We start from the raw sequence: 24,655 nt of genomic DNA on the forward strand, positions 1-24,655 counted from the left end.
CAGTCCGGACGACGCGGTGCGCTCATGGCGGCGGTTCAGTCGGCGATGGGCAGATACACCCGGTTGCCGGCCGCCGCGAACTCCTTCGACTTCTGGGCCATGCCCTCCTCGATCTCGGCCCGGTTGCCACCGTGCTCCCGCCTGATGTCCTGCGAGATCTTCATGCTGCAGAACTTCGGACCGCACATGGAGCAGAAGTGGGCCGTCTTGGCGGGCTCGGCCGGCAGGGTCTCGTCGTGGAACTCCCGCGCCGTTTCGGGGTCCAGGGCGAGGTTGAACTGGTCCTCCCACCGGAACTCGAAGCGGGCGTCGGACAGCGCGTCGTCCCACTCCTGCGCACCGGGATGGCCCTTGGCAAGGTCCGCCGCGTGCGCGGCGATCTTGTAGGTGATGACGCCCGTCTTGACGTCGTCCCGGTTGGGCAGACCCAAGTGCTCCTTGGGCGTGACGTAGCAGAGCATCGCCGTGCCCCACCAGGCGATCATCGCGGCACCGATGCCGGAGGTGATGTGGTCGTACGCCGGCGCGACGTCCGTGGTCAGCGGGCCGAGCGTATAGAACGGAGCTTCATCACAGATCTCCTGCTGAAGGTCGATGTTCTCCTTGATCTTGTGCATCGGGACGTGCCCGGGGCCCTCGATCATCGTCTGTACGTCAAAACGCCTGGCGATCCGGTTGAGTTCCCCGAGCGTCCGCAACTCCGCGAACTGGGCCTCGTCGTTGGCGTCCGCGATCGAACCCGGCCGCAGGCCGTCACCCAGCGAGTACGTGACGTCGTAGGCGGCGAGGATCTCGCACAGCTCCTCGAAGTTCTCGTACAGAAACGACTCTTTGTGGTGCGCCAGGCACCACGCGGCCATGATGGAGCCGCCGCGCGAGACGATGCCGGTCTTGCGGTTGGCCGTGAGCGGGACGTACGCCAGCCGGACACCCGCGTGGACGGTCATGTAGTCCACGCCCTGCTCGGCCTGCTCGATGACCGTGTCCTTGTAGATCTCCCAGGTCAGTTCCTCGGCCTTGCCGTCGACCTTCTCCAGCGCCTGGTAGAGCGGCACCGTGCCGATGGGGACGGGGGAGTTGCGCAGCACCCACTCACGGGTGGTGTGGATGTTGCGGCCGGTGGACAGGTCCATGACCGTGTCGGCACCCCAGCGGGTCGCCCAGGTCATCTTCTCGACCTCCTCCTCGATGGAGGACGTCACCGCCGAGTTCCCGATATTGGCGTTCACCTTCACCAGGAACCGCTTGCCGATGATCATCGGCTCGATCTCCGGGTGATTGATGTTGGCCGGCAGCACGGCCCGCCCCGCCGCGATCTCTTCGCGGACCACCTCGGGCGACACGTTCTCCCGGACGGCCACGAACTCCATCTCCGGGGTGATCTCGCCCCGGCGGGCGTACGCGAGCTGTGTCACCGCCTGACCGGGACGTCCCCGTCGCGGCTGACGCGGGCGTCCGGGGAAGACCGCGTCCAGGTTGCGCAGTCCGCCGCGCGGTGAGGTGTGCTTGATCCCGTCGTCCTCCGGACGGACGGGGCGGCCCGGGTACTCCTCCGTGTCGCCGCGCGCGATGATCCAGTTCTCTCGCAGCGGCGGCAGGCCCCTGCGGACGTCGGTCTCGACAAGTGGATCGGTGTACGGGCCCGATGTGTCGTACAGCGTGACCGACTGCCCGTTGGTGAGGTGCACCTGACGGACCGGCACCCGGAGGTCGGGGCGCGAGCCCTCGACGTACGCCTTGTGCCAGCCGATGGACTTCCCGGCCTCCGTGGACTTCTCGTCCTGAGCGGAGACAGGCGTGCGTGCGTCCTTGTTGGTCATGAGACCTACTCCCTACGCCGGCATTACCCGGTAACAGGTTCGGCGGTCGACGCAGCGGTGTCCGTCGGTCGATGTTTCCCGCGGAACATCGCTCGTTCCACGTGAAACATCGCGTCCACGGAGGTCAGCGCCCTCTCAGCCCGGTGCTCCGAGCTCCCGCGTGTGCAAAGGTGCCTCCACGCTAGCGCCATGTAGGGCGCGGTGAACAGTGGGCCCCCTGCGTTCTTGGGATGATCGGGCGGTGACCAGCATGGAGCAGCACCCCTACCAGCCCCCCGAGCCGCACCGCGCGGCCGGCTCCGAACAGGGCACCGGGCGCGGCCACGAGGCGCCCGGAAGCGGTCAGGAGGCCGCGCCGGAGCACGGTCACGCGCACGGTCACAGCCACAGCCACAGCCACGGCCCGGCGGCTCCCGTCTCCCAGCATCTGCGCAAGGTCATCGCGGCGATCCTGGTCCCGTTCACCGCGGCGGTCCTGGTCGGCCTCGTAGTGCTCTGGCCCGGACAGGCCCCGGCCCACAAGCGCACCGGCGTCGGCTTCGACCGGCAGACGCAGCAGGCCACGGTCACCCGAGTCGTCGAGCTGAGCTGCGCCTCGGCGAACGCCTCCGGTGTCCCCCCGACCGGCGACACCTCCACCGCAGAGGGCAGTTCGGCACAGCAGCGGGCCGACGGCACGTGCAAGAAGGCCACCATCCGGGTCGACACCGGCAAGGACCAGGGCCGTACCTTCACCGAGATCGTGCAGCCGGACCAGTCACGCCAGCTCCACCAGGGCGAGAAGGTCGTGGTCGCCTACGAGCCCGCGGCCCCGAAGAACCTGCAGTACGCGGTGACCGATGTGAACCGGCAGTTCCCCATGATGCTGCTCGCGGGGGTCTTCGCGGTCGCCGTGGTCCTGGTGGGCCGTCTCCGCGGTGTCATGGCGCTGGTCGCGCTGGCCGTCAGCTTCCTGGTGCTGACGCTGTTCATCCTGCCCGCGATCCTCGAGGGTTCGAACCCGCTGCTGGTGGCCGTCGTCGGGTCGAGCGCCATCATGCTGATCGCCCTGTACCTGTGTCACGGCCTGTCGGCCCGTACGTCGGTGGCGGTGCTCGGCACGCTGACATCGCTGGCGCTGATCGGTGTGCTCGGCTCCCTGTTCATCGGCTGGGCCGCGCTGACCGGCAACACGGACGACAACACCGGCCTGATCCACGGCCTGTATCCGTCGATCGACATGAGCGGTCTGCTGCTGGCCGGGGTCATCATCGGTTCGCTCGGTGTCCTGGACGATGTGACGGTGACCCAGACGTCCGCGGTCTGGGAGCTGCACGAGGCGAATCCGTCGATGGGCTGGCGCGGGCTGTACCGGGCGGGCATCCGGATCGGCCGCGACCACATCGCGTCCGTGGTCAACACCCTGGTGCTGGCCTACGCCGGCGCCGCGCTGCCGTTGCTGCTGCTGTTCTCGATCGCGCAGAGCAGCGTCGGTACCGTGGCCAACAGCGAGCTGGTGGCCGAGGAGATCGTGCGCACGCTGGTGGGTTCGATCGGCCTGGTCGCCTCGGTCCCGGTCACCACGGCGCTGGCCGCGCTGGTCGTGTCCGCCGACCGGACCGCCCCGGGCGCCGGGGCGGCCGGGGCTCCCCTCGGGGTCCGCGCCTCGCCGGTGCGCGGCGGCCGGGGCCGGCGCCGGAAGCGGTGAGCGCCGACGGGACCGGCGCCCGTCGCGCAGAAGCGTTCCTGCGCAGCCCCGCCCGGGACCGGCGGAGCACCCCCGTGCCGTGACACCTCAGCCGGCGCTCTGCTCCTCGGCGAGGATGCGGTCCAGCGCCTCGTCCAGATGCGCGTCGAAGTCGGCGAGTGCGCCTTCCTGACCGAGTGGCACCAGCTTGTCCGTGCGGTCGAGGAAGGCCACGAGCGGGGGCGTCGACGAGCGGAAGAGGGCGTGGTCGCCGCCGACCTGAAGACGGATCAGCACCTCGCCCAGCACCTCGGAATCGGCGGGGGAGATGCGCACGTCTCCCTCCCCGCACGGACGGCCGACTCCGTCGACCAGCAGCTCGCGCCCGAAGGCCCAGGTCACGGGGGCGTCGCCGGGCAGATGAAAGGTGAGCCGCACGGCATACGGATCACTGGTCTCGTAGCGCAACTCCACCGGGATGCGGAAGGAGAGCTCCTCGGACACGAGAAAACTCATCATGACTTCTGCCTGTACGGACTCGCGCATTGACTACCCCGTCATATGACGTCGACTGGCCGGGATCGATCCCTCTGACCGTGCTCAAATCTTGCTGAACGTACACGATGAATTACAAGGAGTGAGTTTTCAGATACTGATAGAGAGTGTGAGCGACCCCAGATGGCGCCCCATCTCCGTCTGCAGCCGACGGGCCGCGGGCAGCAGCCGGTCGGCCTGGTCGGCGGGGAGTGAGATGGCCAGGGTGGCCGCGGTGGTGCCGACCGTGATCGGGACCGCCGCGCAGACCGTCCCGACGGCGTACTCCTGGCGTTCCACCGTCGGTGCCATCCGGCGGGTCCGGGCCAGCCGCCGCAGCAGCGCGTCGTCGTCCCGCACGGTGTACGGCGTGACGGGCCGCACCGGGTACCGGGCGAGATGGTCGCGGCGCGCGTCCTCGTCCAGCTGGGCGAGCAGACACTGCCCGATGGCGTGCGCATGGCCGGTCTCGCGGAAGTCCGCCCATTCCTCGACCGCCGGGGCCTGTGGGGAGGCGGAGACGCACATGACCTCGATCTCGCCGTCCCGGTACATCGCGTAGTACACCGGAACACCGATGGAATCGCGCCAGTGCGCGAGAGTGTCCGTCACCATGCTGCGACGTTTCTGCTGGGCTCCACCTCGCGCCAGGCGTTCCGCTGCGTCACCGAGGAAGAACAGCCCCTTGTCCCGGTGCAGGTAGCCCTCGTGCACCAGGGTGCGCAGCAGGTGGTAGGTGGTGGGCAGGGCGAGCCCGGTCTCGCGGGCGAGTTGTTTGGCGGGGGCGCCGTAGGCGTGCGAGGCGACGGTCTCCAGCAGGCGCATGGCGCGCTGGACGGAGCCGATGAGGGTCGCGGTGGACGCGGCGTCGGACCGCGGTGCCGGCCGGCCGGCGAAGGACGGTGGCCCGCAGGCGTCCGCGGCGGAGGGGAGGCCGGGGCCGGCCGCCGTAGGTGCGGAGACCTGGCCGGGGACGAGCGGGGCCGGTGGCCGCTGGAGAGGGGCTGCGCAGGGGCGCGGGGCGACGGCGGGTGCGTGCGGTGCCGCCGGTGCGGTGTCGACGATGGCCAAGGGGTCACTCCCGAAGCGCGAGGGGAGCCCGTGCGAGGGGGAAGGGCACGGGGAGGGGACGCCGCCCACGGAGCCGGAGCCTGTGGGGGGTTCCGGACTTTAACCGTCCGCCACCGCGCCGGAACCGCCCCGGGCCGAAACTTCCCTCCCCCGAGGGAACCGCCCCCGTCACTGCTGACCGGCGGCCGGGTGGCTCACCAACCGCCGCGCGACGAGGAACTGCCCGTGAACTTCCGCACGATGTAGATCAGTCCGCCCACCAGCGCGACGAACACCAGCAGCTTGAAGAGGAGGCCGATCACGAATCCGACCACACTCGCTATCAGGCCGCCGAACACGACCAGGGCGATGACCGGCACCGCGACCCACTTCACCCACCACGGCAGCCCCGCGAAGATCTTTCGCATCGCCTCGTCCTTTGCGTTCTCATGCGTTGTCTGTAGTACGCACTCGATGCTAGGGCCGCGAGGGGTCCGAGCGGGGCCCTCGCATCCCTTGTCCTGCCCTGACCTGTCCCCTAGGGAACGCGGGGGCCGGCTCACGCCTCGGGGGGAGAGAACACGACGAGCACCCTGAGGTCCTCGCTGATGTGGTGGAACTTGTGCGGCACCCCGGCGGGCACGTACACCACGCTGCCCCGCGCCACCTGGGTCGTCTCCAGACCGACCGTGAGCGAGGCCCGGCCGCTGACCACGAAGTACACCTCGTCCTGGTGGTGCGGCTTCTGCGGGTCGTGGTCGCCCGCGTCGAGGGCGTACAGACCGACCGACATGTTCCGCTCGCGCAGGAACTGCAGGTAAGCACCCTCGTTGGCGGCGCGTTCCGCCTCCAGGTCGTCCAGCCGGAATGCCTTCATCGCCGCCGCCGTCCTCGCCTCACTGCTCGCCGTTCCCCTGCTCCTCGCGGTCCGCTCACCGCCGACCGGGCCGGGCCCGGCCCGGTCTGCCACGATCAGACACATGAGGAATTTCCTAGTCAAGACGATCGCCAACGCGGGGGCCCTGGCGGTCGCGGTATGGGCACTCGACAAGATCACCCTGACCGGTGACGGCACCGCCAAGAAGGCCGGCACGCTGATCGTCGTCGCGTTGATCTTCGGCTTGGTCAACTGGCTGGTCAAGCCGATCGTGAAGGTGCTCACCTTCCCGCTGTTCATCCTGACCCTCGGCCTGATCACCCTGGTGGTGAACGCGCTGATGCTGCTGCTCACGTCCTGGGTGTGCGGGAAGCTCGATCTCAGCTTCCACGTGCAGGGTTTCTGGACGGCCGTCATCGGCGGCCTGATCATCTCCGTCGTCTCCTGGGCGCTGCATGTCGTCCTGCCCGACGAGGACTGAGCGCGCCATGACCTACCGCGTCTGTTTCGTGTGCACCGGCAACATCTGCCGCTCCCCGATGGCCGAATCCGTCTTTCGCGCGCGCGTGGCGGAGGCCGGTCTGGACGACCTGGTGGTGGTCGACAGCGCCGGCACCGGCGGCTGGCACGAGGGGGAGCCGGCCGACCCGCGCACCGTCTCCGTCCTCGAGGAACGCGGCTACGACAGCGAGCACACGGCCCGCCGGTTCCTGCCGTCGTGGTTCGCCCGGCTCGACCTCGTGATCGCCCTCGACACCGAGCACCTCAGGGCCCTGCGCCGGCTCGCGCCCACCGAGGAGGACGCGCGCAAGATCCGCCTGCTGCGCTCCTACGACCCTGGTGCCGGCGCCGGTCTCGACGTACCCGACCCGTACTACGGGGGCCGGGACGGCTTCGAGGAGTGCCTTGAGATGGTGGAGGCGGCGAGCACCGGGCTGCTCGCCGCGGTACAGGACGAACTGGAAGGACGGGCCGCATGAGCGAGGACACGAAGGACGAGGGCCGCACGGGCGATGGCACGCGCGCGGTACGGGCGGGCCTGCCCGAGCCGGTCAAGCACGAGCCGACCCTGCCCGGCCCGGTGTTCGCGGCGCACTTCCACCTGCCCGGCGAGGTGACGGGACCGTACTCGTACGGCCGGGACGACAATCCGACCTGGACCCTGCTGGAGAGGGCCATAGGCGAGCTGGAGGCGCCCGGACGGGAGGAGCACGTCGAGACGCTGGTGTTCGCCTCCGGCATGGCGGCGATCTCCGCCGTGCTGTTCTCGCAGCTGCGCGCCGGTGACGCGGTCGTGCTGCCTTCCGACGGCTACCAGGTGCTGCCCCTGGTCCGTGCCCAGCTGGAGGCCTACGGCATCGAGGTGCGTACCGCGCCGACCGGAGGCGACGCCCAGCTGGAGCTGCTCGACGGGGCGCGGCTGCTGTGGATCGAGTCCCCGTCGAACCCCGGGCTCGACGTCTGCGACATCCGGCGGCTGGCCGAGGCGGCACACGCGCGTGGCGCGCTGGTCGCCGTGGACAACACCCTCGCCACCCCGCTCGGGCAGCGCCCGCTGGAGCTGGGCGCCGACTTCTCCGTGGCCAGCGGCACCAAGCAGCTCACCGGGCACGGTGATGTCCTGCTGGGCTATGTCGCCGGCCGCGACGCCGAGGCGATGGCCGCCGTACGCCGCTGGCGCAAGATCGTCGGCGCGATCTCCGGGCCCATGGAGGCGTGGCTCGCGCACCGGTCCATCGCCACGCTCCAGCTGCGCGTCGACCGGCAGAACGCCACCGCCCTCGCGGTCGCCGAGGCCCTGCGACAGCGGCCCGAGGTCTCCGGTCTGCGCTACCCGGGCCTGCCCGATGACCCCTCGCACCCGGTCGCGGCGCGGCAGATGCGCCGCTACGGCTGTGTCGTGTCCTTCACGCTGCCCACGCGCGCACGGGCCGAGCGTTTTCTCGAGGCCCTGCGCCTGGTGGAGGACGCGACGAGCTTCGGCGGGGTACGGTCCACGGCCGAACGCCGCCGCCGCTGGGGCGGGGACGACGTCCCGGAGGGGTTCATCCGGATGTCCGTCGGTGCCGAGGACCCGGATGACCTGGTGGCCGACATCCTGCGGGCTCTGGACGAGTCCGCCGAGTAGGTCCTTCCCGGCGGCCGCCGAGTTCCGGGACGGTCCGAGCCTCCCCCCCTCGCGGCTCGGACCGCCTGCGGTCCTGAGTGAAGGTCCGCCCTGGCAAGGCTAGTTGGCTCCGCGTCAGTGTCCAGTCACGGTAGCGCCAGAGATCTGTCGGCATTTCTCCGGTTGGCGCTTGTCCGACGGCCGGCGAACGGCGCGGTCCTTCGCCCCCGTGCGCGGGGCGCCGCTCGGGTGGGGTGCACGCACAGCGGTCCGCCCGTGGCGCTTTGTGATGTTTCACGTGGAACCAGCGGGGCCACATTTCTCCCATGACCGTCCGACCCGTGGTCAAGCGCACCGCCCGCGCCGTTCTCCTGGACGGTGACGACCTGATCCTGATCAAGCGCACGAAGCCCGGCATCGATCCCTACTGGGTCACTCCCGGTGGCGGGGTCGAGCCCGGGGATTCGACCGTCGTTGACGCCCTGCACCGGGAGGTGCACGAGGAACTCGGCGCCAAGATCACCGACGTGGTGCCGTGTTTCGTGGACACGGTGGAGCACATCGGCGAGGACGGCGGCGCGACCGGCGTGAAGGTCCAGCACTTCTTCGTCTGCCGACTGGAATCCATGGACCCGGCCCTCCGGCACGGTCCCGAGGTGGACGAACCGGTCGGCGAGTACGAGATCGTCCGTGTCCCGTTCACCCGTGTCGGGATCGCCTCCGTGCACCTCGTCCCGCTGTCCCTGCGTCACTACCTGGACGGGAACATCGAGGGCGTCCGTGCCATGCACGCCCCCGACCTCGGGTGAGAGGGACGTACGCGCCTACGAGCAGAACCTCCACCGAGTCGCGCGGTCCGCGCACTACTGTGCCGGCCCGACCAGTTCATAGGCTTCCCACAGGTCCCGTCCCGCGTAGGAGTGGGTGGCGAGGCCGGCCACGTGGGCATCGGCGTTGACCGCCACGGACACCGGCACGACGGCGAACAGCTCCTTGTCCGACGCCGAGTCGCCGTACGCCACGCAGTCCGCGCGGGTCACTCCGAACTCCGCGCAGAGCCGTTCCGCGATGGTCACCTTGGCGGTGGCGTTGAGCACTCCTGACGGGTCGACGGGCTCGGTGAACGGCACGGCCGGGAATCGCGAGCCGTGGGCCGCGTGGGCACCCCAGTCCAGGAGGCGTTCGACGAAGAAGGACGGCGAGAGGGACACCACCGCGCAGTACTCACCCGCACTCCTGATCTCCGCCCACACCTCACGGATCCGGGCCAGCCAGGGAGCTGCCTCGAACGCGGCCCGTACATGCGCGTCGGTCAGACCGGCCCACAGGTCGTACACCTGCGCGGCATACTCCGGCGGACCGATCCGCCCGTCCGCGATCGCCCGCTCCAATGCCACCGTCTCGGCCTCCAGGCCCAGCTGGCGCGATATCTCCAGGGGAGCGGTCGTCCCGTGCAGCAACGTACCGTCCATGTCGAAGAGGTGGAGTCTGGTCATGGCGCTGAGGCTAGTGCGCTTGCGGTGTTTCACGTGAAACACCGGACAGCTGTCCGATGGTTGTACGGATGGCCATCAGATGGCCAAAAGCACGTGCGTCTGCATCGAAACAGGTGGACGGCAGGGGCGCCGTTCGGACAGCCTGACCTGCGTGCCGACTCCTTCCCTCACCACTCTGCCCATCCGCCGTCTGACGCTTCGCGATCTCACCGCCTGCGCCGACCTGTCCGAAGACCGGGGGTGGCCACGCGAGGAACACAAGTGGGGCTTCCTCCTCACCGCCGGAAAGGGGTACGGCATCGACGACCCGGAGGGCGGTCTCGTCGCCGCGTGCGTCGTCACGGAGTACGGCGGGTGGGGGCGGCCGGATCTCGGTGCCATCGGCATGGTCCTGGTGGCGGAACGGCATGCCCGCCAAGGGGTCGGACGCCGTCTGATGCGGCACGTCGTCTCCGCCATGGGGACGACCCCGCTGACCCTGCACGCCACACCCAATGGCCGGCCCCTCTACGAGGAACTGGGCTTCAAGGTGACGGGCCGGGCCGAGATGCTGATGGGCCGCTTCGCTTCCGGCGGCCCGGAGTCGGGGGTCGTCACGCGCGCCGCCACCGCGGAGGACCTCCCGGCGATCGTGCGCCTCGACGAGGAGGTGTTCGGTGCCGATCGGACGCCTCTCATCACCCGGTTGCCCGCCTTCGCCGATCAGTTGCGGGTGGCGGAGGAGGCCGGCCGGCTCATCGGTTACACCGCCGCGTGGCCCAACATGGACACCTATGTCGTCGGCCCGCTGATCGCCCGGGACACGGAGACCGCCAAGGCACTCATCGCCTCGCTGGCGGCCCGTACCGAGCGTCCGCTGCGCACCGACATCGACGTGCGCCACGAGGAACTGCTGGCCTGGGCGAAGGAGCGGGGGCTGGCCTCCGTGGCGTTCAACTCGGTGATGACCTACGGCATCCCGGACCTGCCGGGGGACTGGACCCGGCGCTTCGCACCGTTGACCGTCGCCGCGGGCTGACCGCGTACGAACGCCCGCAGGCCCCGCCGTTCTGAACGGCGGGGCCTGCGTCACCGGATCGGTTGCCCGGTCAGACGAGCGCCTGTACGGCCGCGGTGGCGAAGCCGTGATCCTGCTCCGGCGCTCCCCCGCCGACGCCGATGGCGCCGATCAGCCGGCCGTCCCGGTGGACGGGGAGGCCGCCCGCGATGAACAGCAGGGGCCGGTCGAGGGCGGTGGGCAGGGTGTGGAAGAGGCCGCCGGGCTGGACGGCGTCGACGAGATCGGCGGTGGGCGCGTTCAGCTGGAGGGCGGTGTAGGCCTTGCGGGTGCTGGTCTCGCCAGAGATCAGCACGGCCCGGTCGTCCCGGCGGAACGCGAGCAGGTGGCCACCGGCGTCCAGGACGGTGACGCTGACGGTGACTCCGGCGTCCTCGGCCGCCCGACGGGCCGAGGCGACGAGCAGTTCAGCGTCCTCGGTGGTGAGCGGGGCGACGGCGGTGGTGCTCATGGAGCTGTCTCCTTGGATGGTGCTGGGGTGAGTACTTGCCGTGCCGGGACGGCGTCCCGGCACGGACGTCTGAGGGTGGGAGCGCCCGGAGTGCGGGGGCTCAGTGGTGGACGGGGGCCCGCCGCCCGGCGGGCGCACCGGAGGCGACCACGGTGCCGTGGGTACCGTCCCGGCGTTCCAGGGCGGCCGAGAGAACGGCGAGGAGGAGGGCGGCGGCGGCGAGGGCGGCACCGACCCAGTTGGGGGACGTGTAGCCGAATCCGGCCGAGATCACGACGCCGCCGAGCCAGGCGGACAGGGCGTTGCCCAGGTTGAAGGCGCCGATGTTCACCGCCGAGGCGAGCGTCGGGGCGCCGTGGGCCTGGTCGAGGACGCGCTTCTGCAGCGGCGGCACGGTGGCGAAGCCCAGGGCGCCGATCAGCGCGATGGTCACCGCTGCCGCGATCTTGTTGTGGGCGGTGAGCGTGAACAGTGCCAGGACGACGGCCAGGGCGCCCAGGGAGATGTACAGCATCGGCATCAGGGCCCGGTCGGCGAACTTGCCGCCGACGAGGTTGCCGCCGACCATGCCGAGGCCGAACAGGACCAGCAGCCAGGTGACCGATCCGTCGGAGAACCCGGCGATGTGGGTCATCATCGGCGCGATGTAGGTGATGGCCGCGAAGACTCCGCCGAAGCCCAGGACGGTCATCGCCATGGCGAGCAGGACCTGGGCGTTCTTGAAGGCGGCCAGCTCGTGGCGCAGCCGCACGCCCTGCGGGCGGGGCAGCTCGGGAACGAGCTTGGCGATACCGGCGAGACCGACGACGCCGAGCGAGGCGACGATGCCGAAGGTGACGCGCCAGCCGACGCTCTGGCCGATGAGCGTGCCCAGCGGCACGCCGATGACGTTGGCGACGGTCAGGCCCGTGAACATCATGGAGATGGCGCCGGCCTTCTTGTCCGGTGCGACCAGCTCGGCGGCGACGACCGAGCCGATGCCGAAGAAGGCGCCGTGGGCGAGGGAGGCGATCACTCGTCCGAGAAGCATGATCGCGAAAGCGGGGGCCAGGGCGGAGAGCAGGTTCCCGGCGATGAAGAGGCCCATCAGCAGCATCAGCATGCGCTTGCGCGAGATCTTGGTGCCGAGCACGGTCATGATCGGGGCACCGATGACCACGCCGAGCGCGTAGCCGGTCACCAACAGGCCCGCCGTGGGGATGGAGACCCCGAAGTCGCCCGCGACCTCGGGCAGCAAACCCATGATCACGAACTCGGTCGTTCCGATGCCGAAGGCCCCGATCGCGAGGGCCAGAAGCGCGAGAGGCATGTGGGGGTACACCTTCCCAAACGATTGCAGGAGCGCTTTGCGTGCGTCCACAATAGTTGCACACGCGGGGTACTGGCAAACGCCGACTATTGCGCTGGTGCTCTACTCTGGTGTGAGCCGCTCCGGGACGGAGGAAACGCCAATGACAGCGACGGACCCAGCGCTCACCGCCCTCGCGCAGGGCTGGTGCGCCCTTTCTGCGCTGCACGGAAGGATCGAGGCGCACATCGAGCGCGCCCTGCAGGCCAAGCACGATCTGAGCGTGCGCGAGTACTCGCTGCTGGATGTGCTCAGCAGGCAGCACGCCGGCGAGGGCGGACATCTGCAGATGAAGCAGGTCGCCGACGCGGTCGTGCTCAGCCAGAGCGCCACCACCCGCCTGGTGAGCCGGCTGGAGGACCGCGGCCTGCTGGAGCGCTACCTCTGCCCCACCGACCGGCGCGGCATCTACACCAACGTCACCGAGGCGGGTCTGCGCCTGCTGGAAGAGGCGCGGCCCACCAATGACGCCGCCCTGCGCGAGGCCCTGGACGACGCCGCGAGGAACCCCGAACTGGTGCCGCTGGTCCGGGTGGTGGAGTCGCTGAACATGCCCGCATAGGGTGCGCGTATGGGAGATCTCGAGATACGCGCCGCGGCCGCCGGCGACCTTCCGGCGATCGTCGCGATGCTCGCCGACGATCCGCTCGGGGCCCAGCGCGAGTCGCCCGACGACCTGACGCCGTACCGGGCCGCGCTGGCACGCCTCGTCGCCGACCCGAACCAGCACTTGGTCGTCGCCGTGCGCGAGGGCCGGGTCATCGGCACCCTGCAACTCACGATCATCCCCGGGCTCTCGCACCAGGGGGCCACCCGCGCGCTCATCGAGGCCGTGCGCATCCACGCCGACGAGCGGGGCAGCGGGCTGGGCAGCCATCTGATCGAGTGGGCGGTCGACACCGCCCGGCGGCTCGGCTGCCGGATGGTGCAACTGACGTCCGACAAGACCCGCACCGACGCCCACCGCTTCTACGAACGGCTGGGCTTCACCGCCTCGCACGAGGGCTTCAAGCTGCCGCTCTGAACACGCTCCGGAGCGCCATAACGGCCAGAGGGGTGTGTTTCACGTGAAACACACCCCTGACCGGCTCGCAACTAGCCGATGCCCCGCCATCCCTCCGGGTCCACTCCTCCGGGCACCGTGGCCTGAGGGTCGTACGGCTGCCGAGTGAACACGAACGAGCCGAGGTCGAGATGGCTCACGGCCCCGTCCGGGCGCCGTACGGGCCGCAGCAGCTCACCCGCGTAGTAGCCCTCCAGCCCGGTCCAGGTGCCGTCACCGTTGGGTCGGAAGCGGGCCCTGCGGCCTCCTCCGGTCAGCGGCGCCAGGAGAAGCAGGCCGTCGGCGGTCGCGCGCAGGCCGACGCCGTGGGTGCCCCAGTACCACTGCCCCACCAGTTCCAGCACCGCCGGGCCGACCTCACGCAGGGGTCGCCAGGGTTCGGGGATACGGGGTTCCGTCTCGGCGACGATCCGGACCAGGTCCGCCGCCACGGCACCCAGGAGCGGTCCGCTGGTGCAGTTGGCGAGCACCACCGCGGCGACGTCGTCCGCGACGCTGATGGTGAGGTTCGCCAGGAATCCCGGCAGCGAACCCGAGTGCCCGACGAGCAGCCGGCCGTCCCGGTGCTGGATCTGCAATCCGAGGCCGTACGTGACCCCGTCCACCACGTCCGCGCTCTCGGCCGGTGCGGCCGGCGTCCGCATCTCCTCCAGCGACCGAGCGCTCAGGACCCGGTCGTCTCCCCGGGCCAGAAACGCGGCGAACCGCGCCAAGTCACCGCTGGTCGACCAGAGCTGGCCGGCCGGCGCCATCCGGCCCAGGTCCTCCATCGGCTCGGGCAGCATCGCGTCGGCCCATGGGTGCACGGCCCAGCCGCCCGCGTGCGGAGCCTGGGGGTGCGTACTCGTCCGGTGCAGGCCGAGCGGGTCCAGGATCTCCTCGCGCAGCACCTCCTCCCAGGGAGCACCGCGCACCTCCTCCACCAGGGCGCCCAACAGGGTGTACCCCGGATTGGAGTAGTGGTGCCGTCGCCCGGCGGGATGCAACAGCGGCTGCTCGCCCAGCACATCGCTCAGCCCCGGCCGCAGCGAGCCGGGCGTCCGCTCCCACCAGGGCGCGGGTGACTCGGCCGCCAGCCCCGCGGTGTGGGCGAGCAGTTCCGCGATGGTCGCCTCCCCCACGCCGGTGCCCGGCAGATGCTTCTCCAGCGGATCGCCGAGGTCGACCAGGCCCTCGTCCCGCAGGCGCAGCACCAGTACGGCGGTGAAGGTCTTGGTGATGGACCCGATCCGGTACTGCACGGTCTCGTCCGGCCCGTGACCGTCCACCGAGGTCCGCGCCCCGTGCCACACTGCCCGCCCGTCCCGTACGACGGCGGCCACCAGCGACGGGGCCCGCCCCTCCGCCTGCGCGACGGCGATCCGGTGCAGCAACGCCCTTTGCGTGCCGGGCAGCAGCGATTCCTGATGTGTCGTCATGCGCCCAGTCCACCCCGTGACCACGACGGCCGTCGAATCCATTTGCCCGCGCCGGGCATCAGCGGCCCGTCAGTCGAGGCAGAACTCGTTGCCCTCGATGTCCTGCATCACGATGCACGAGTCATGGCCGTCGTACAACAGCCGCACGCGGACCGCGCCGAGCGGGATCAGCCGTGCGCACTCGTCTTCGAGCGCGGCCAGGCGCTCTTCCCCCACGAGTCCGGTGCCGACCCGCACGCACAGGTGCACCCGGTTCTTGACGACCTTCTCCTCGGGGACACGCTGAAAGAACAGCCGCGGGCCCACTCCCGAGGGATCCACGCACGCGAACCGCGACCCCTGGGCCTCGGGCGGCAGCGAGCGATCGAAATCGTCCCAGGAAGCGAACCCCTCCGGCGGTGGCGGCACGACATACCCCAGCACCTCGCACCAGAAACGGGCAACACGCTCCGGTTCCGCGCAGTCGAAAGTGACCTGGAACTGCTTGATCGACGACATCGGCCCACCATAGTGGCGCGTGCCGTGCGCCGGAACCCTGGAACCATCACCGGATCAGGGCTCACATGACCAGCTGTAGGTTCTCACTTTCGGTGTCCTGCGCCGACGCTGTGACCTGAACGTTCCCCCTCAGTCTCACAACGTGTCGGCAGGCGGCTGTCTCAGATCGATGTCATTGCCTCAGACTGCCCAGTCGACTGCGCCGGACCTCCTGAACCTGCATCGGTGACCGTCCGTTCCATCCACTCCCGCACCTTCACCGCTTGCTCGATGCGATTGACGATGTCCTTCTCGGACTCCGTGTCCAAGGTCTCCGGGATCTTGCCGAAGGTGTCGGGAAGGACGTCGAGGAGGCCCCAGATCTGCTCACCGGTGCTGACGGTCAGCAGTTGCTGGCACCTCCACTGCAGCGGCACCTCGGGACGGTGCGTGAGCCGCTGCACGAGGGTCGGGAACAGGTAGTGCGTCGCTTCTGCGGCGAGGTGCTCTCGCAGCCAGTCGACCGGGAGCCGCTGGCTGAAGCCATGCATGGCGGCCTCCTGGGCCAGGTCCAGAAGCTGAGCGGTGTCGACGGCTCGGACGGTGCGAGGAAGGGGCGGGGTCATGTCGCGATGATGCCAAGAAGCCGGTGCGGCGCCGAGAGGTCAGCTGGGCCGGGATGCGATCTGCTGTCGGGCAGGGCCCCAGACATCCTCGAACTCCTCGAAGGTGAGTTGTTCGGGGTCGTGGCCTTCCCATTCCGGGACGGGCAGCTCGGCAGTGATCCCGAATCTGCTGTCGTAATCACCGAGGCGGCCCGCGTCGCGGTCCCGCTGCCACTCGGCGAGGGAGGCTGCTGCGATCGGGTTCAGCTCAGGCCCTTCGAGTTCGACCTGCCGGATCACCCAGCCTTCGGCGTCGACCTCGAAGTAGAACCAGGTGTCTTCCTCGTCCCAGTAGCAACGCATCCATGTGGTCACCAGGCCATGATGCCGGGCCAGTCTCACAGCGATGTCGTATCCGGCATTCATCCGACATCGACCGTGAGACTCCGACACGAGATATGAGGCCCTGAACCAGCAGGGCGTCAGGTCTGGGCCATGTCCACGAAGCGGGAGTAGTGGCCCTGGAAGGCGACCGTGATGGTGGCCGTGGGGCCGTTTCGGTGCTTGGCGACGATCAGGTCGGCCTCGCCCGCACGCGGGGACTCCTTCTCGTACGCGTCCTCGCGGTGCAGCAGGATGACCATGTCGGCGTCCTGCTCGATGGAGCCGGACTCACGCAGGTCGGAGACCATCGGCTTCTTGTCGGTGCGCTGCTCGGGGCCGCGGTTGAGCTGGGAGAGCGCGATGACCGGGATCTCCAGCTCCTTGGCGAGCAGCTTGAGGTTACGGGACATGTCCGACACCTCCTGCTGACGGCTCTCGGCGCGCTTGGAGCCGCCGGACTGCATCAGCTGGAGGTAGTCGATGACGACGAGCTTCAGGTCGTTGCGCTGCTTCAGACGCCGGCACTTGGCCCGGATCTCCATCATCGAGAGATTCGGGGAGTCGTCGATGTAGAGCGGTGCGGCGGACACGTCCGGCATCCGCCGGGCGAGCCGCGTCCAGTCCTCGTCCGTCATCGTGCCGGACCGCATGTGGTGCAGGGCGACCCGGGCCTCGGCGGACAGCAGACGCATCGCGATCTCGTTGCGGCCCATTTCGAGCGAGAAGATCACGCTCGGCAGGTTGTGCTTGATGGACGCGGCGCGCGCGAAGTCCAGCGCGAGGGTCGACTTACCCATGGCGGGACGGGCCGCGATGACGATCATCTGCCCGGGGTGGAGGCCGTTCGTGAGGGAGTCGAAGTCGGTGAACCCGGTGGGTACGCCCGTCATCTCGCCGCTGCGCGAGCCGATCGCCTCGATCTCGTCGAGGGCGCCCTCCATGATGTCGCCCAGCGGTAGGTAGTCCTCGCTGGTGCGCTGCTCGGTGACGGCGTAGATCTCGGCCTGGGCGCGGTTGACGATCTCGTCCACGTCGCCGTCGGCCGCGTACCCCATCTGTGTGATGCGCGTACCGGCTTCGACCAGGCGGCGCAGGACGGCACGCTCGTGGACGATCTCGGCGTAGTACTCGGCGTTGGCCGCCGTCGGCACCGTCTGGACCAGGCTGTGCAGGTACGCGGCCCCGCCGACCTTGTTGATCTCGCCGCGTTTGGTCAGCTCGGCGGCGATGGTGATCGGGTCGGCCGGCTCGCCCTTGGCGTAGACGTCCAGGATGGCCTGGTAGATCGTCTCGTGCGCGGGCTTGTAGAAGTCGTGGCCCTTGAGGATCTCCACGACGTCGGCGATGGCGTCCTTGGAGAGCAGCATGCCGCCCAGCACGGACTGCTCGGCGTCCAGGTCCTGCGGCGGCACCCGCTCGAAGGCCGAGGCTCCGCCGTCCCAGGTGCCGTTCTCCCGGCCCCGGTCGTGCTGCTCGTCCCGCCCCCGGCCGCCGTCACCCCGCCGGCGGGAGGCCGGCAGACGATCGCTGGGCCCGCTGTCGGCCCACGGATCGTCCAAGGGCTCGGAAATGCTCACCGAGCCACCTCCTCCCGTCCGCACGGCGGACCTCGCCGTGGCCTCTTTTGTACGGCACGACACTGACAAATCGAGAAGCCCGACTCCGGTTCTCGCGCGTCGGATTTGTGACGGTTCCCGAGCCGGAAGAGGGTCACTCGCCGGCCCGTGGGAAGGAGCGGGCGCCGCACCACGGTAGGCCCGTCGGCACCGTCAGCCAATCTGGTTATCCACAGGCCATGTGGACGACCGCCCCGATGCTGTGGAGAACTCGCCGAAACCTGTGCACGACCCGGTGGACAGCCCTGTGAACAAGCCCTCGATCTTGCCGGCGACACACCCCTGACCTGGTCATTTGCGATCCACCGGCTGTGCAGAAGAAAAACTTGCCCGGTAGGGCCAAGATCGCTTCGAACGGTGCCCGAAAGGACACGGCCCGAGACGAAAGGTAAGGATCACAAGGCAGTTGTATCACTTACCTGTGGACGATTAGATTGATGCGCATGACACAGGCTCCCGACATCCCCCAGGCCACCCGGCGGCGGCACGACCGAGAAATCGTCGCGCTCGCCGTCCCGGCCTTCGGCGCGCTCGTCGCCGAGCCCCTTTTCGTCATGGCCGACAGTGCGATCATCGGCCACCTCGGGACCGCCCAACTGGCCGGTCTCGGCGTCGCCTCGGCGCTCCTCACCACCGCCGTGAGCGTGTTCGTCTTCCTCGCCTACGCCACCACCGCCGCCGTGGCCCGCCGGGTCGGCGCCGGTGATCTCCCGGCGGCGATCCGGCAGGGCATGGACGGCATCTGGCTGGCCCTGCTGCTCGGCACCGCCGTCATCGCCGTCGTCCTGCCCCTGGCCCCCGGCATCGTGGACCTCTTCGGTGCCTCGCCCACCGCGGCCCCTTACGCCACCAGCTATCTGCGCATCTCCGCGCTGGGCATCCCCCCGATGCTCATCGTGCTGGCCGCGACCGGAGTCCTGCGCGGTCTCCAGGACACCAGGACACCGCTCTACGTCGCCATCGCCGGCTTCGTCGCCAATGCCGCCCTCAACGCCGGACTCGTCTACGGCGCCGGACTCGGCATCGCCGGTTCGGCCTGGGGCACGGTCATCGCGCAGTGCGGCATGGCCGCCGTATATCTGACGGTGGTCGTCCGCGGGGCACGCCGGCACGGCGCCTCCCTCCGGCCCGACGCCGCCGGTATCCGCGCCTCGGCCCAGGCCGGCGTTCCCCTCCTGGTCCGTACGCTCTCCCTGCGCGCGATGATCATGATTGCCACGGCGGTCGCGGCCGGGCTCGGGGATGCCGACATCGCCGCGCACCAGATCGTCCTCTCGCTGTGGAACCTGCTGTCGTTCGCGCTCGACGCGATAGCGATCGCGGGACAGGCCATCATCGGCCGCTACCTGGGCGCGGACGACGCCCAGGGGGCCCGCCAGGCCTGCCGTCGCATGGTCCAGTGGGGCGTCGCGACCGGAGTCGTTCTGGGCGTGCTCGTAGTGGTCGCGCGGCCGATCTTCCTCCCGCTGTTCACCGGCGACTCCGGGGTGAAGGAGGCGGCGCTGCCGGCCCTGCTGCTCGTGGCGCTTGCGCAGCCCGTCTGCGGGATCGTCTTCATCCTCGACGGGGTGCTGATGGGCGCGGGCGACGGCCCCTATCTGGCCTGGGCCATGGTCGGCACCCTGGCGGTGTTCGCCCCGGTGGCCCTGCTGGTGCCCACGCTCGGCGGCGGGCTCACCGCGGTCTGGGCGGCGATGGCCCTGATGATGACGGTCCGCATGCTGACGCTGTGGCTGCGGACCCGGTCCGGCCGCTGGATCGTCACCGGCGCGACCCGCTGACGTCGCGCGTCACCGGACACGTGATCACCCGGCCGATCCGCCGGCCACATCGTTCCCGTTGACCGTTTCACGTGAAACATGCCGCGGTGACCGCCCTGGCAAGGGACGCGCCGACATGCCGAAGGGGCCGCATCCTGCACAGATGCGGCCCCTCTCAACGACTCCGACGAGCGTTGCGATCACGCGGCGGTCAGGCCGCGACGACCTCGATGTTGACCTTGGCGGCAACCTCGGGGTGCAGACGCACGGACGTCTGGTGGGCGCCCAGGGTCTTGATCGGAGCGCCCAGCTCGATGCGGCGCTTGTCGACCTCGGGGCCACCGGAAGCCTTGATCGCGGACGCGATGTCGGCCGGGGTGACGGAACCGAAGAGACGGCCGGCGTCGCCGGAGCGGACGGCCAGGCGGACCTTGACGCCCTCGAGCTGGGCCTTGACCTGGTTGGCCTGCTCGATGGTCTGGATCTCGTGGATCTTACGGGCGCGACGGATCTGCTCGACGTCCTTCTCGCCACCCTTGGTCCAGCGGATAGCGAACTTCCGCGGGATCAGGTAGTTGCGAGCGTAACCGTCCTTGACGTCGACGACGTCGCCCGCGGCACCGAGGCCGGAGACCTCGTGGGTGAGGATGATCTTCATGAGTCGGTCACCCTTCCCTTATCGCGCGGTGGAGGTGTAGGGCAGCAGCGCCATCTCACGGCTGTTCTTGACGGCCGTGGCGACGTCACGCTGGTGCTGCGTGCAGTTGCCGGTCACGCGGCGGGCACGGATCTTGCCGCGGTCGGAAATGAACTTCCGCAGCATGTTCGTGTCCTTGTAGTCCACGTACGTGACCTTGTCCTTGCAGAAAGCGCAGACCTTCTTCTTCGGCTTGCGCACAGGCGGCTTCGCCATGGTGATTCTCCTGTGTGATCAAGAAGTGGGGGTACGACCCGCCCTCGGCCCGGACCGGCCCGGAAGGCCTGGCCCGAAGGCTTAGAAGGGGGGTTCGTCCGAGTAGCCGCCACCGCCGCCGGAGCCGCCGCCCCAGCCGCCGCCACCCTGGTTGCCGCCACCGGCGGGAGCGCCGGTGGCCCACGGGTCGTCGGCCGGAGCGCCGCCCTGACCGCCGCCGGGGCCACCGCCCCAGCCGCCGCCCTGGCCGCCACCGCCGCCGTAACCGCCCTGGCCACCGCGGGCACCGCCACCGCCACCGGCGGTCTTGGTGACCTTGGCCGTGGCGTTGCGCAGGCTGGGGCCGACCTCGTCGACGTCCAGCTCATAGACCGTGCGCTTGACGCCCTCGCGGTCCTCGTAGGACCGCTGCTTCAGCCGGCCCTGCACGATGACGCGCATGCCTCGCTGAAGCGACTCGGCGACGTTCTCCGCCGCCTGGCGCCAGACCGAGCAGGTCAGGAAGAGGCTTTCGCCGTCCTTCCACTCGTTCGTCTGGCGGTCGAAGGTGCGGGGAGTGGACGCGACGCGGAACTTCGCGACCGCCGCACCGGACGGGGTGAAGCGCAGCTCGGGGTCGTCGACAAGATTGCCGATGACCGTGATGACGGTCTCGCCTGCCATGGGGGAACCTCTCGGCGGGTTTGCTGCTCTGGCTGCTTGGTTGCTGCTACTCGAATCCCGGGATCAGCTGAGCGCGGGGCTCAGTGGGTCTCGGGGCGGAGGACCTTGGTCCGGAGGACCGACTCGTTCAGGTTCATCTGGCGGTCGAGCTCCTTGACGACCGCAGGCTCGGCCTGCAGGTCGATGACCGAGTAGATGCCCTCGGGCTTCTTCTTGATCTCGTAGGCGAGACGACGACGGCCCCAGGTGTCGACCTTCTCAACCTTGCCGCCGCCGTCACGGACGACGGACAGGAAGTTCTCGATCAGCGGGGAGACAGCGCGCTCCTCGAGATCGGGGTCGAGGATGACCATCACCTCGTAGTGACGCATGTGGAACCCACCTCCTTTGGACTCAGCGGCCACGGTCGTTCCGTGGCAGGAGGGTTGTGATGCGTACGCAACGGTATCGGCCGCCACTGACAATCGGGATTCCCCCGAGGGGGGCCGGTCAGTGTGACCCGGACAGGCCTGGGCAGACACCAGTGCAGACGGTACAGACTACCCGCACACCCGCTTCCGGTTGAAATCCGGCCGTCGGGCCGGACAATCTGTACACAACGGGTGTGTGCGGCGCTACGACGCGCCGCCTTCCGCAGGAGGTGCCCATGGCACAGGCATTGCAGCCCAACACAGCCGGTTCCCTCTTCGCTTCGGACGGCAAGCCTCATCCGCTGCAGGACGCCCTGATGGCGGTGACGCTGGCCCTGGGCGTGCTGTCCTTCGTCACGGCCTTCTTCCACAGCCTCCACCTGCTGACCTCGTGGGCGGGCCTGGTGGCGCTGTGCACCGGCGTGTACGGCCAGTGGATCTCGGTGACCACGCGGCAGCGCTTCGGCCTGATCTTGGGCCTCGGTGCCGCGGGGGTCGGTTTCCTGATCGGCATGGCGCACGGTGGTCTGTTCGGCGGTGTCGTCGGCTGACTCCCCGGGCTGAAGGCCCGTATGCCCAGTCGGGGCGCTCGCGAGGCGCAGTAGGCTTCGGCGCGAGAGCCGGAGCCCCTGAACCCATGGGGACACACCAGCCCGAGGAGCGCCCCGAATGACCCTGACCCTGAGGACCATCAGTCGCGAGCAGCATCTGGCCTTCATCCAGAGCCTGCCGGCGGCGAGCCACATGCAGGTCCCGGCCTGGGCCGATGTCAAGGCGGAGTGGCGCTCGGAGAACCTCGGCTGGTTCGACAAGAGCGGACACCTGGTCGGCGTCGGTCTGGTCCTCTACCGCCAGCTGCCCAAGATCAAGCGGTACCTCGCCTACCTGCCCGAGGGCCCGGTCATCAACTGGTACGCGCCGAACCTGGACGACTGGATCCAGCCGATGCTCGCGCACCTGAAGCAGCAGGGCGCCTTCTCGGTGAAGATGGGTCCGCCGGTGATCATCCGTCGCTGGAACGCGGACACCATCAAGCGGGGCATCCAGGACCCGGACGTCAAGCGGCTGCGCGACCTCCAGGCCGACTACATCGAGCCGCGCGCCTTCGAGGTGGCGGACAAGCTGCGACGCATGGGCTGGCAGCAGGGCGAGGACGGCGGTGCCGGCTTCGGTGACGTGCAGCCCCGCTACGTCTACCAGGTGCCACTGGCCAACCGCTCCCTGGAAGAGGTCCACAAGAACTTCAACCAGCTGTGGCGCCGCAACATCAAGAAGGCGGAGAAGGCCGGCGTCGAGGTCGTCCAGGGCGGCTACCAGGACCTGCCCGAGTGGCAGCGGCTGTACGAGATCACGGCGGTCCGTGACCAGTTCCGGCCGCGCCCGCTGTCGTACTTCCAGCGCATGTGGACCGCCCTCAACACCGAGGACCCCAACCGCATGCGGCTGTACTTCGCGCGCCACAACGGCGTGAATCTCTCCGCGGCGACGATGCTGATCGTCGGCGGGCACGTCTGGTACTCCTACGGCGCCTCCGACAACATCGGACGCGAGGTCCGGCCGTCGAACGCGATGCAGTGGCGGATGCTGCGCGACGCCTACGCGATGGGCGCCACCGTGTACGACCTGCGGGGCATCTCCGACTCCCTGGACGAGACCGATCACCTCTTCGGTCTGATCCAGTTCAAGGTGGGTACCGGCGGTCAGGCTGCCGAGTACCTCGGCGAATGGGACTTCCCGCTGAACAAGCTGCTCCACAAGGCGCTCGACATCTACATGTCGCGCCGCTGAGTCGCGTGGGCGTTTGATTCCATAGCCTTCACAGCTTTTCCCTCTCTGATCCACCCCAGCCACGAGAAAGGTCCCGGGTCCGGCCATGGCGCTCACGCTCTACGTCGACACCGCGCGCTGGCGGGCGCACCACAAGCATGTGCAGGAGCAGTTCCCGGGGCTCGTCCCGGTCTGCAAGGGCAACGGCTACGGCTTCGGACACGAACGGCTGTCGGAGGAAGCCACTCGGCTCGGTGCCGACCTGCTCGCCGTCGGCACCACGTACGAGGCCGCGCGCATCAAGGACTTCTTCAGCGGTGATCTGCTGGTGCTGACGCCGTACCGGCGCGGCGAGGAGCCCGTCCCGCTGCCCGACCGGGTCGTCCGCTCGGTGTCGTCCGTCGACGGCGTCTACGGCCTCGTGGGCGCCCGGGTCGTCATCGAGGTGATGTCCTCGATGAAGCGGCACGGCGTCAGCGAGCACGAACTGCCGCAGCTGCACCAGGCCATAGAGAACGTCCGGCTGGAGGGCTTCGCCATCCATCTGCCGCTGGACCGCACCGACGGCTCGGACGCCGTCGAGGAGGTCATCGGCTGGATGGACCGGCTGCGCGCGGCCCGGCTGCCGCTGCACACGATGTTCGTCAGCCACCTCAAGGCGGAGGAGCTGATCCGGCTCCAGCAGCAGTTCCCGCAGACCCGCTTCCGCGCGCGTATCGGCACGCGGCTGTGGCTGGGGGACCACGAGGCCACCGAGTACCGCGGTGCGGTCCTCGACGTCACGCGTGTGGCGAAGGGCGACCGGTTCGGCTACCGGCAGCAGAAGGCGGCCTCGGACGGCTATCTGGTGGTGGTCGCTGGAGGGACGTCGCACGGTGTGGGCCTGGAGGCCCCGAAGGCCCTGCACGGCGTCATGCCGCGCGCCAAGGGGGTCGCCCGGGCCGGCCTCGCCACGGTCAACCGGAACCTCTCCCCGTTCGTCTGGGGCGGCAAGCAGCGCTGGTTCGCCGAGCCGCCGCACATGCAGGTGTCGATCCTGTTCGTGCCCTCGGACGCCCCCGAGCCGCACGTGGGCGACGAGCTGGTGGCCCATCTGCGGCACACCACGACCCAGTTCGACCGCATCGTGGACCGCTGAGGCGGTCCCGGCAGCGCGAAGGCCGTATCCGCAGT

General features: G+C 69.5%; 29 protein-coding genes and 1 riboswitch. Of the genes, 12 read left to right on the top strand and 17 right to left on the bottom strand.

Annotated features, from left to right (window positions below):
• Window positions 1-35 precede the first annotated feature (35 nt).
• Window positions 36-1,820, bottom strand: a complete 1,785-nt coding sequence (gene thiC, locus AB0E62_RS03375) for a phosphomethylpyrimidine synthase ThiC (RefSeq protein WP_362187322.1) — start codon at window positions 1,818-1,820, stop codon at window positions 36-38.
• A riboswitch (TPP riboswitch) is annotated at window positions 1,813-1,990 on the bottom strand. Its footprint overlaps the gene before it by 8 nt.
• 71 nt (window positions 1,991-2,061) lie before the next feature.
• On the opposite strand from thiC, the gene AB0E62_RS03380 reads away from it, so the two are divergent.
• Entirely contained in the window at window positions 2,062-3,507 is a 1,446-nt protein-coding gene (locus AB0E62_RS03380) for a YibE/F family protein (protein ID WP_362187325.1), read from the top strand.
• Window positions 3,508-3,594: 87 nt separating this feature from the next.
• Here the strand turns inward: AB0E62_RS03380 and AB0E62_RS03385 are convergent, their stop codons facing one another.
• The 4 genes from AB0E62_RS03385 to AB0E62_RS03400 form a co-directional block, all read right to left on the bottom strand.
• A complete protein-coding gene (locus tag AB0E62_RS03385; protein ID WP_362187327.1) occupies window positions 3,595-4,032 on the bottom strand; it encodes an SsgA family sporulation/cell division regulator in 438 nt (145 codons plus the stop codon).
• Between the two features lie 99 nt (window positions 4,033-4,131).
• Window positions 4,132-5,085 carry an IclR family transcriptional regulator C-terminal domain-containing protein gene (locus AB0E62_RS03390; protein WP_362188082.1) on the bottom strand — a complete coding sequence of 318 codons (954 nt, stop codon included), beginning with the start codon at window positions 5,083-5,085 and terminating at the stop codon, window positions 4,132-4,134.
• A 200-nt stretch (window positions 5,086-5,285) separates the two neighbouring features.
• Complete coding sequence (locus AB0E62_RS03395; protein WP_362187329.1) at window positions 5,286-5,498, bottom strand: DUF5326 family protein; 213 nt, start codon at window positions 5,496-5,498, stop codon at window positions 5,286-5,288.
• Window positions 5,499-5,629: 131 nt separating this feature from the next.
• Window positions 5,630-5,947 (bottom strand): cupin domain-containing protein, encoded by a 318-nt coding sequence (locus AB0E62_RS03400; RefSeq protein ID WP_362187332.1) that lies wholly within the window; start codon window positions 5,945-5,947, stop codon window positions 5,630-5,632.
• A 103-nt stretch (window positions 5,948-6,050) separates the two neighbouring features.
• Between AB0E62_RS03400 and AB0E62_RS03405 the strand changes: the two genes are divergently transcribed.
• From AB0E62_RS03405 to AB0E62_RS03420, 4 genes are all read left to right on the top strand, one after another.
• Window positions 6,051-6,428 carry a phage holin family protein gene (locus AB0E62_RS03405; protein ID WP_362187335.1) on the top strand — a complete coding sequence of 126 codons (378 nt, stop codon included), beginning with the start codon at window positions 6,051-6,053 and terminating at the stop codon, window positions 6,426-6,428.
• A 7-nt stretch (window positions 6,429-6,435) separates the two neighbouring features.
• Window positions 6,436-6,927 carry a low molecular weight protein-tyrosine-phosphatase gene (locus AB0E62_RS03410; protein ID WP_362187338.1) on the top strand — a complete coding sequence of 164 codons (492 nt, stop codon included), beginning with the start codon at window positions 6,436-6,438 and terminating at the stop codon, window positions 6,925-6,927.
• Window positions 6,924-8,075 carry a cystathionine gamma-lyase gene (locus tag AB0E62_RS03415; protein ID WP_362187341.1) on the top strand — a complete coding sequence of 384 codons (1,152 nt, stop codon included), beginning with the start codon at window positions 6,924-6,926 and terminating at the stop codon, window positions 8,073-8,075. Before AB0E62_RS03410 ends, AB0E62_RS03415 begins: the two co-directional genes overlap by 4 nt.
• A gap of 305 nt (window positions 8,076-8,380) precedes the next feature.
• On the top strand, window positions 8,381-8,863 hold the full coding sequence (locus AB0E62_RS03420) for an NUDIX hydrolase (RefSeq protein ID WP_362187344.1): 483 nt from the start codon (window positions 8,381-8,383) through the stop codon (window positions 8,861-8,863).
• Between the two features lie 54 nt (window positions 8,864-8,917).
• Here AB0E62_RS03420 and AB0E62_RS03425 read toward each other — a convergent pair whose 3' ends face one another.
• A complete protein-coding gene (locus tag AB0E62_RS03425; RefSeq protein WP_362187347.1) occupies window positions 8,918-9,550 on the bottom strand; it encodes an HAD-IB family phosphatase in 633 nt (210 codons plus the stop codon).
• Between the two features lie 151 nt (window positions 9,551-9,701).
• Between AB0E62_RS03425 and AB0E62_RS03430 the strand changes: the two genes are divergently transcribed.
• A complete protein-coding gene (locus AB0E62_RS03430; RefSeq protein ID WP_362187350.1) occupies window positions 9,702-10,568 on the top strand; it encodes a GNAT family N-acetyltransferase in 867 nt (288 codons plus the stop codon).
• 70 nt (window positions 10,569-10,638) lie between these two features.
• Here AB0E62_RS03430 and AB0E62_RS03435 read toward each other — a convergent pair whose 3' ends face one another.
• Window positions 10,639-11,058, bottom strand: a complete 420-nt coding sequence (locus tag AB0E62_RS03435; RefSeq protein ID WP_362187353.1) for a heme-binding protein — start codon at window positions 11,056-11,058, stop codon at window positions 10,639-10,641.
• 100 nt (window positions 11,059-11,158) lie between these two features.
• Window positions 11,159-12,367: an MFS transporter gene (locus AB0E62_RS03440; protein ID WP_362187356.1), complete on the bottom strand. Its 1,209-nt coding sequence runs from the start codon at window positions 12,365-12,367 to the stop codon at window positions 11,159-11,161.
• 142 nt (window positions 12,368-12,509) lie between these two features.
• Between AB0E62_RS03440 and AB0E62_RS03445 the strand changes: the two genes are divergently transcribed.
• Together AB0E62_RS03445 and AB0E62_RS03450 are read left to right on the top strand one after the other, a co-directional pair.
• Window positions 12,510-12,968, top strand: a complete 459-nt coding sequence (locus AB0E62_RS03445; protein WP_362187359.1) for a MarR family transcriptional regulator — start codon at window positions 12,510-12,512, stop codon at window positions 12,966-12,968.
• A 9-nt stretch (window positions 12,969-12,977) separates the two neighbouring features.
• Window positions 12,978-13,430 (top strand): GNAT family N-acetyltransferase, encoded by a 453-nt coding sequence (locus tag AB0E62_RS03450; protein WP_362187362.1) that lies wholly within the window; start codon window positions 12,978-12,980, stop codon window positions 13,428-13,430.
• Between the two features lie 71 nt (window positions 13,431-13,501).
• Here AB0E62_RS03450 and AB0E62_RS03455 read toward each other — a convergent pair whose 3' ends face one another.
• From AB0E62_RS03455 to dnaB, 5 genes are all read right to left on the bottom strand, one after another.
• Window positions 13,502-14,887 (bottom strand): serine hydrolase domain-containing protein, encoded by a 1,386-nt coding sequence (locus AB0E62_RS03455; RefSeq protein ID WP_362187365.1) that lies wholly within the window; start codon window positions 14,885-14,887, stop codon window positions 13,502-13,504.
• 69 nt (window positions 14,888-14,956) lie between these two features.
• Window positions 14,957-15,385, bottom strand: coding sequence for a VOC family protein (locus AB0E62_RS03460; protein WP_362187368.1), 429 nt, complete (start codon window positions 15,383-15,385; stop codon window positions 14,957-14,959).
• Window positions 15,386-15,546: 161 nt separating this feature from the next.
• Entirely contained in the window at window positions 15,547-15,990 is a 444-nt protein-coding gene (locus AB0E62_RS03465) for a hypothetical protein (protein ID WP_362187371.1), read from the bottom strand.
• A gap of 39 nt (window positions 15,991-16,029) precedes the next feature.
• The gene (locus tag AB0E62_RS03470) at window positions 16,030-16,344 is read right to left on the bottom strand and encodes a hypothetical protein (protein ID WP_362187373.1); all 315 of its coding nucleotides are present in this window, start codon (window positions 16,342-16,344) and stop codon (window positions 16,030-16,032) included.
• 107 nt (window positions 16,345-16,451) lie between these two features.
• The gene (gene dnaB, locus AB0E62_RS03475; protein WP_362187376.1) at window positions 16,452-17,930 is read right to left on the bottom strand and encodes a replicative DNA helicase; all 1,479 of its coding nucleotides are present in this window, start codon (window positions 17,928-17,930) and stop codon (window positions 16,452-16,454) included.
• Window positions 17,931-18,379: 449 nt separating this feature from the next.
• Between dnaB and AB0E62_RS03480 the strand changes: the two genes are divergently transcribed.
• On the top strand, window positions 18,380-19,750 hold the full coding sequence (locus AB0E62_RS03480; protein ID WP_362188085.1) for an MATE family efflux transporter: 1,371 nt from the start codon (window positions 18,380-18,382) through the stop codon (window positions 19,748-19,750).
• Window positions 19,751-19,940: 190 nt separating this feature from the next.
• Here the strand turns inward: AB0E62_RS03480 and rplI are convergent, their stop codons facing one another.
• From rplI to rpsF, 4 genes are all read right to left on the bottom strand, one after another.
• On the bottom strand, window positions 19,941-20,387 hold the full coding sequence (gene rplI, locus AB0E62_RS03485) for a 50S ribosomal protein L9 (protein ID WP_362187379.1): 447 nt from the start codon (window positions 20,385-20,387) through the stop codon (window positions 19,941-19,943).
• Between the two features lie 18 nt (window positions 20,388-20,405).
• The gene (rpsR, locus tag AB0E62_RS03490) at window positions 20,406-20,642 is read right to left on the bottom strand and encodes a 30S ribosomal protein S18 (protein ID WP_003949403.1); all 237 of its coding nucleotides are present in this window, start codon (window positions 20,640-20,642) and stop codon (window positions 20,406-20,408) included.
• A gap of 81 nt (window positions 20,643-20,723) precedes the next feature.
• Window positions 20,724-21,305 (bottom strand): single-stranded DNA-binding protein, encoded by a 582-nt coding sequence (locus AB0E62_RS03495; RefSeq protein ID WP_362187382.1) that lies wholly within the window; start codon window positions 21,303-21,305, stop codon window positions 20,724-20,726.
• Window positions 21,306-21,385: 80 nt separating this feature from the next.
• A complete protein-coding gene (gene rpsF / locus AB0E62_RS03500; protein WP_014673750.1) occupies window positions 21,386-21,676 on the bottom strand; it encodes a 30S ribosomal protein S6 in 291 nt (96 codons plus the stop codon).
• A gap of 275 nt (window positions 21,677-21,951) precedes the next feature.
• Here rpsF and AB0E62_RS03505 point away from each other — a divergent pair, with 275 nt between their 5' ends.
• The 3 genes from AB0E62_RS03505 to AB0E62_RS03515 all read left to right on the top strand — a co-directional run bounded on the left by AB0E62_RS03505 (window position 21,952) and on the right by AB0E62_RS03515 (window position 24,620).
• The gene (locus AB0E62_RS03505; RefSeq protein ID WP_362187385.1) at window positions 21,952-22,266 is read left to right on the top strand and encodes a hypothetical protein; all 315 of its coding nucleotides are present in this window, start codon (window positions 21,952-21,954) and stop codon (window positions 22,264-22,266) included.
• Window positions 22,267-22,384: 118 nt separating this feature from the next.
• On the top strand, window positions 22,385-23,503 hold the full coding sequence (locus AB0E62_RS03510; RefSeq protein WP_030615112.1) for a peptidoglycan bridge formation glycyltransferase FemA/FemB family protein: 1,119 nt from the start codon (window positions 22,385-22,387) through the stop codon (window positions 23,501-23,503).
• An 85-nt stretch (window positions 23,504-23,588) separates the two neighbouring features.
• Window positions 23,589-24,620, top strand: a complete 1,032-nt coding sequence (locus AB0E62_RS03515) for an alanine racemase (protein WP_362187388.1) — start codon at window positions 23,589-23,591, stop codon at window positions 24,618-24,620.
• Window positions 24,621-24,655: the final 35 nt, after the last annotated feature.

It is taken from the genome of Streptomyces sp. NPDC038707 (assembly GCF_040636485.1).
Taxonomy (GTDB): domain Bacteria; phylum Actinomycetota; class Actinomycetes; order Streptomycetales; family Streptomycetaceae; genus Streptomyces.

Excerpts from the sequence above, each read along its gene's own strand:
- AB0E62_RS03495 (WP_362187382.1), bottom strand. The coding sequence starts at position 21,305 with ATGGCAGGCGAGACCGTCATCACGGTCATCGGCAATCTTGTCGACGAC.
- AB0E62_RS03410 (WP_362187338.1), top strand. The coding sequence starts at position 6,436 with ATGACCTACCGCGTCTGTTTCGTGTGCACCGGCAACATCTGCCGCTCC.
- AB0E62_RS03415 (WP_362187341.1), top strand. The coding sequence starts at position 6,924 with ATGAGCGAGGACACGAAGGACGAGGGCCGCACGGGCGATGGCACGCGC.
- rplI (WP_362187379.1), bottom strand. The coding sequence starts at position 20,387 with ATGAAGATCATCCTCACCCACGAGGTCTCCGGCCTCGGTGCCGCGGGC.
- thiC (WP_362187322.1), bottom strand. The coding sequence starts at position 1,820 with ATGACCAACAAGGACGCACGCACGCCTGTCTCCGCTCAGGACGAGAAG.
- AB0E62_RS03515 (WP_362187388.1), top strand. The coding sequence starts at position 23,589 with ATGGCGCTCACGCTCTACGTCGACACCGCGCGCTGGCGGGCGCACCAC.
- AB0E62_RS03420 (WP_362187344.1), top strand. The coding sequence starts at position 8,381 with ATGACCGTCCGACCCGTGGTCAAGCGCACCGCCCGCGCCGTTCTCCTG.
- AB0E62_RS03425 (WP_362187347.1), bottom strand. The coding sequence starts at position 9,550 with ATGACCAGACTCCACCTCTTCGACATGGACGGTACGTTGCTGCACGGG.
- rpsF (WP_014673750.1), bottom strand. The coding sequence starts at position 21,676 with ATGCGTCACTACGAGGTGATGGTCATCCTCGACCCCGATCTCGAGGAG.
- rpsR (WP_003949403.1), bottom strand. The coding sequence starts at position 20,642 with ATGGCGAAGCCGCCTGTGCGCAAGCCGAAGAAGAAGGTCTGCGCTTTC.
- AB0E62_RS03400 (WP_362187332.1), bottom strand. The coding sequence starts at position 5,947 with ATGAAGGCATTCCGGCTGGACGACCTGGAGGCGGAACGCGCCGCCAAC.
- AB0E62_RS03385 (WP_362187327.1), bottom strand. The coding sequence starts at position 4,032 with ATGCGCGAGTCCGTACAGGCAGAAGTCATGATGAGTTTTCTCGTGTCC.
- AB0E62_RS03435 (WP_362187353.1), bottom strand. The coding sequence starts at position 11,058 with ATGAGCACCACCGCCGTCGCCCCGCTCACCACCGAGGACGCTGAACTG.
- AB0E62_RS03395 (WP_362187329.1), bottom strand. The coding sequence starts at position 5,498 with ATGCGAAAGATCTTCGCGGGGCTGCCGTGGTGGGTGAAGTGGGTCGCG.
- AB0E62_RS03445 (WP_362187359.1), top strand. The coding sequence starts at position 12,510 with ATGACAGCGACGGACCCAGCGCTCACCGCCCTCGCGCAGGGCTGGTGC.
- AB0E62_RS03505 (WP_362187385.1), top strand. The coding sequence starts at position 21,952 with ATGGCACAGGCATTGCAGCCCAACACAGCCGGTTCCCTCTTCGCTTCG.
- AB0E62_RS03455 (WP_362187365.1), bottom strand. The coding sequence starts at position 14,887 with ATGACGACACATCAGGAATCGCTGCTGCCCGGCACGCAAAGGGCGTTG.
- AB0E62_RS03510 (WP_030615112.1), top strand. The coding sequence starts at position 22,385 with ATGACCCTGACCCTGAGGACCATCAGTCGCGAGCAGCATCTGGCCTTC.
- AB0E62_RS03450 (WP_362187362.1), top strand. The coding sequence starts at position 12,978 with ATGGGAGATCTCGAGATACGCGCCGCGGCCGCCGGCGACCTTCCGGCG.
- AB0E62_RS03405 (WP_362187335.1), top strand. The coding sequence starts at position 6,051 with ATGAGGAATTTCCTAGTCAAGACGATCGCCAACGCGGGGGCCCTGGCG.
- AB0E62_RS03465 (WP_362187371.1), bottom strand. The coding sequence starts at position 15,990 with ATGACCCCGCCCCTTCCTCGCACCGTCCGAGCCGTCGACACCGCTCAG.
- AB0E62_RS03460 (WP_362187368.1), bottom strand. The coding sequence starts at position 15,385 with ATGTCGTCGATCAAGCAGTTCCAGGTCACTTTCGACTGCGCGGAACCG.
- AB0E62_RS03440 (WP_362187356.1), bottom strand. The coding sequence starts at position 12,367 with ATGCCTCTCGCGCTTCTGGCCCTCGCGATCGGGGCCTTCGGCATCGGA.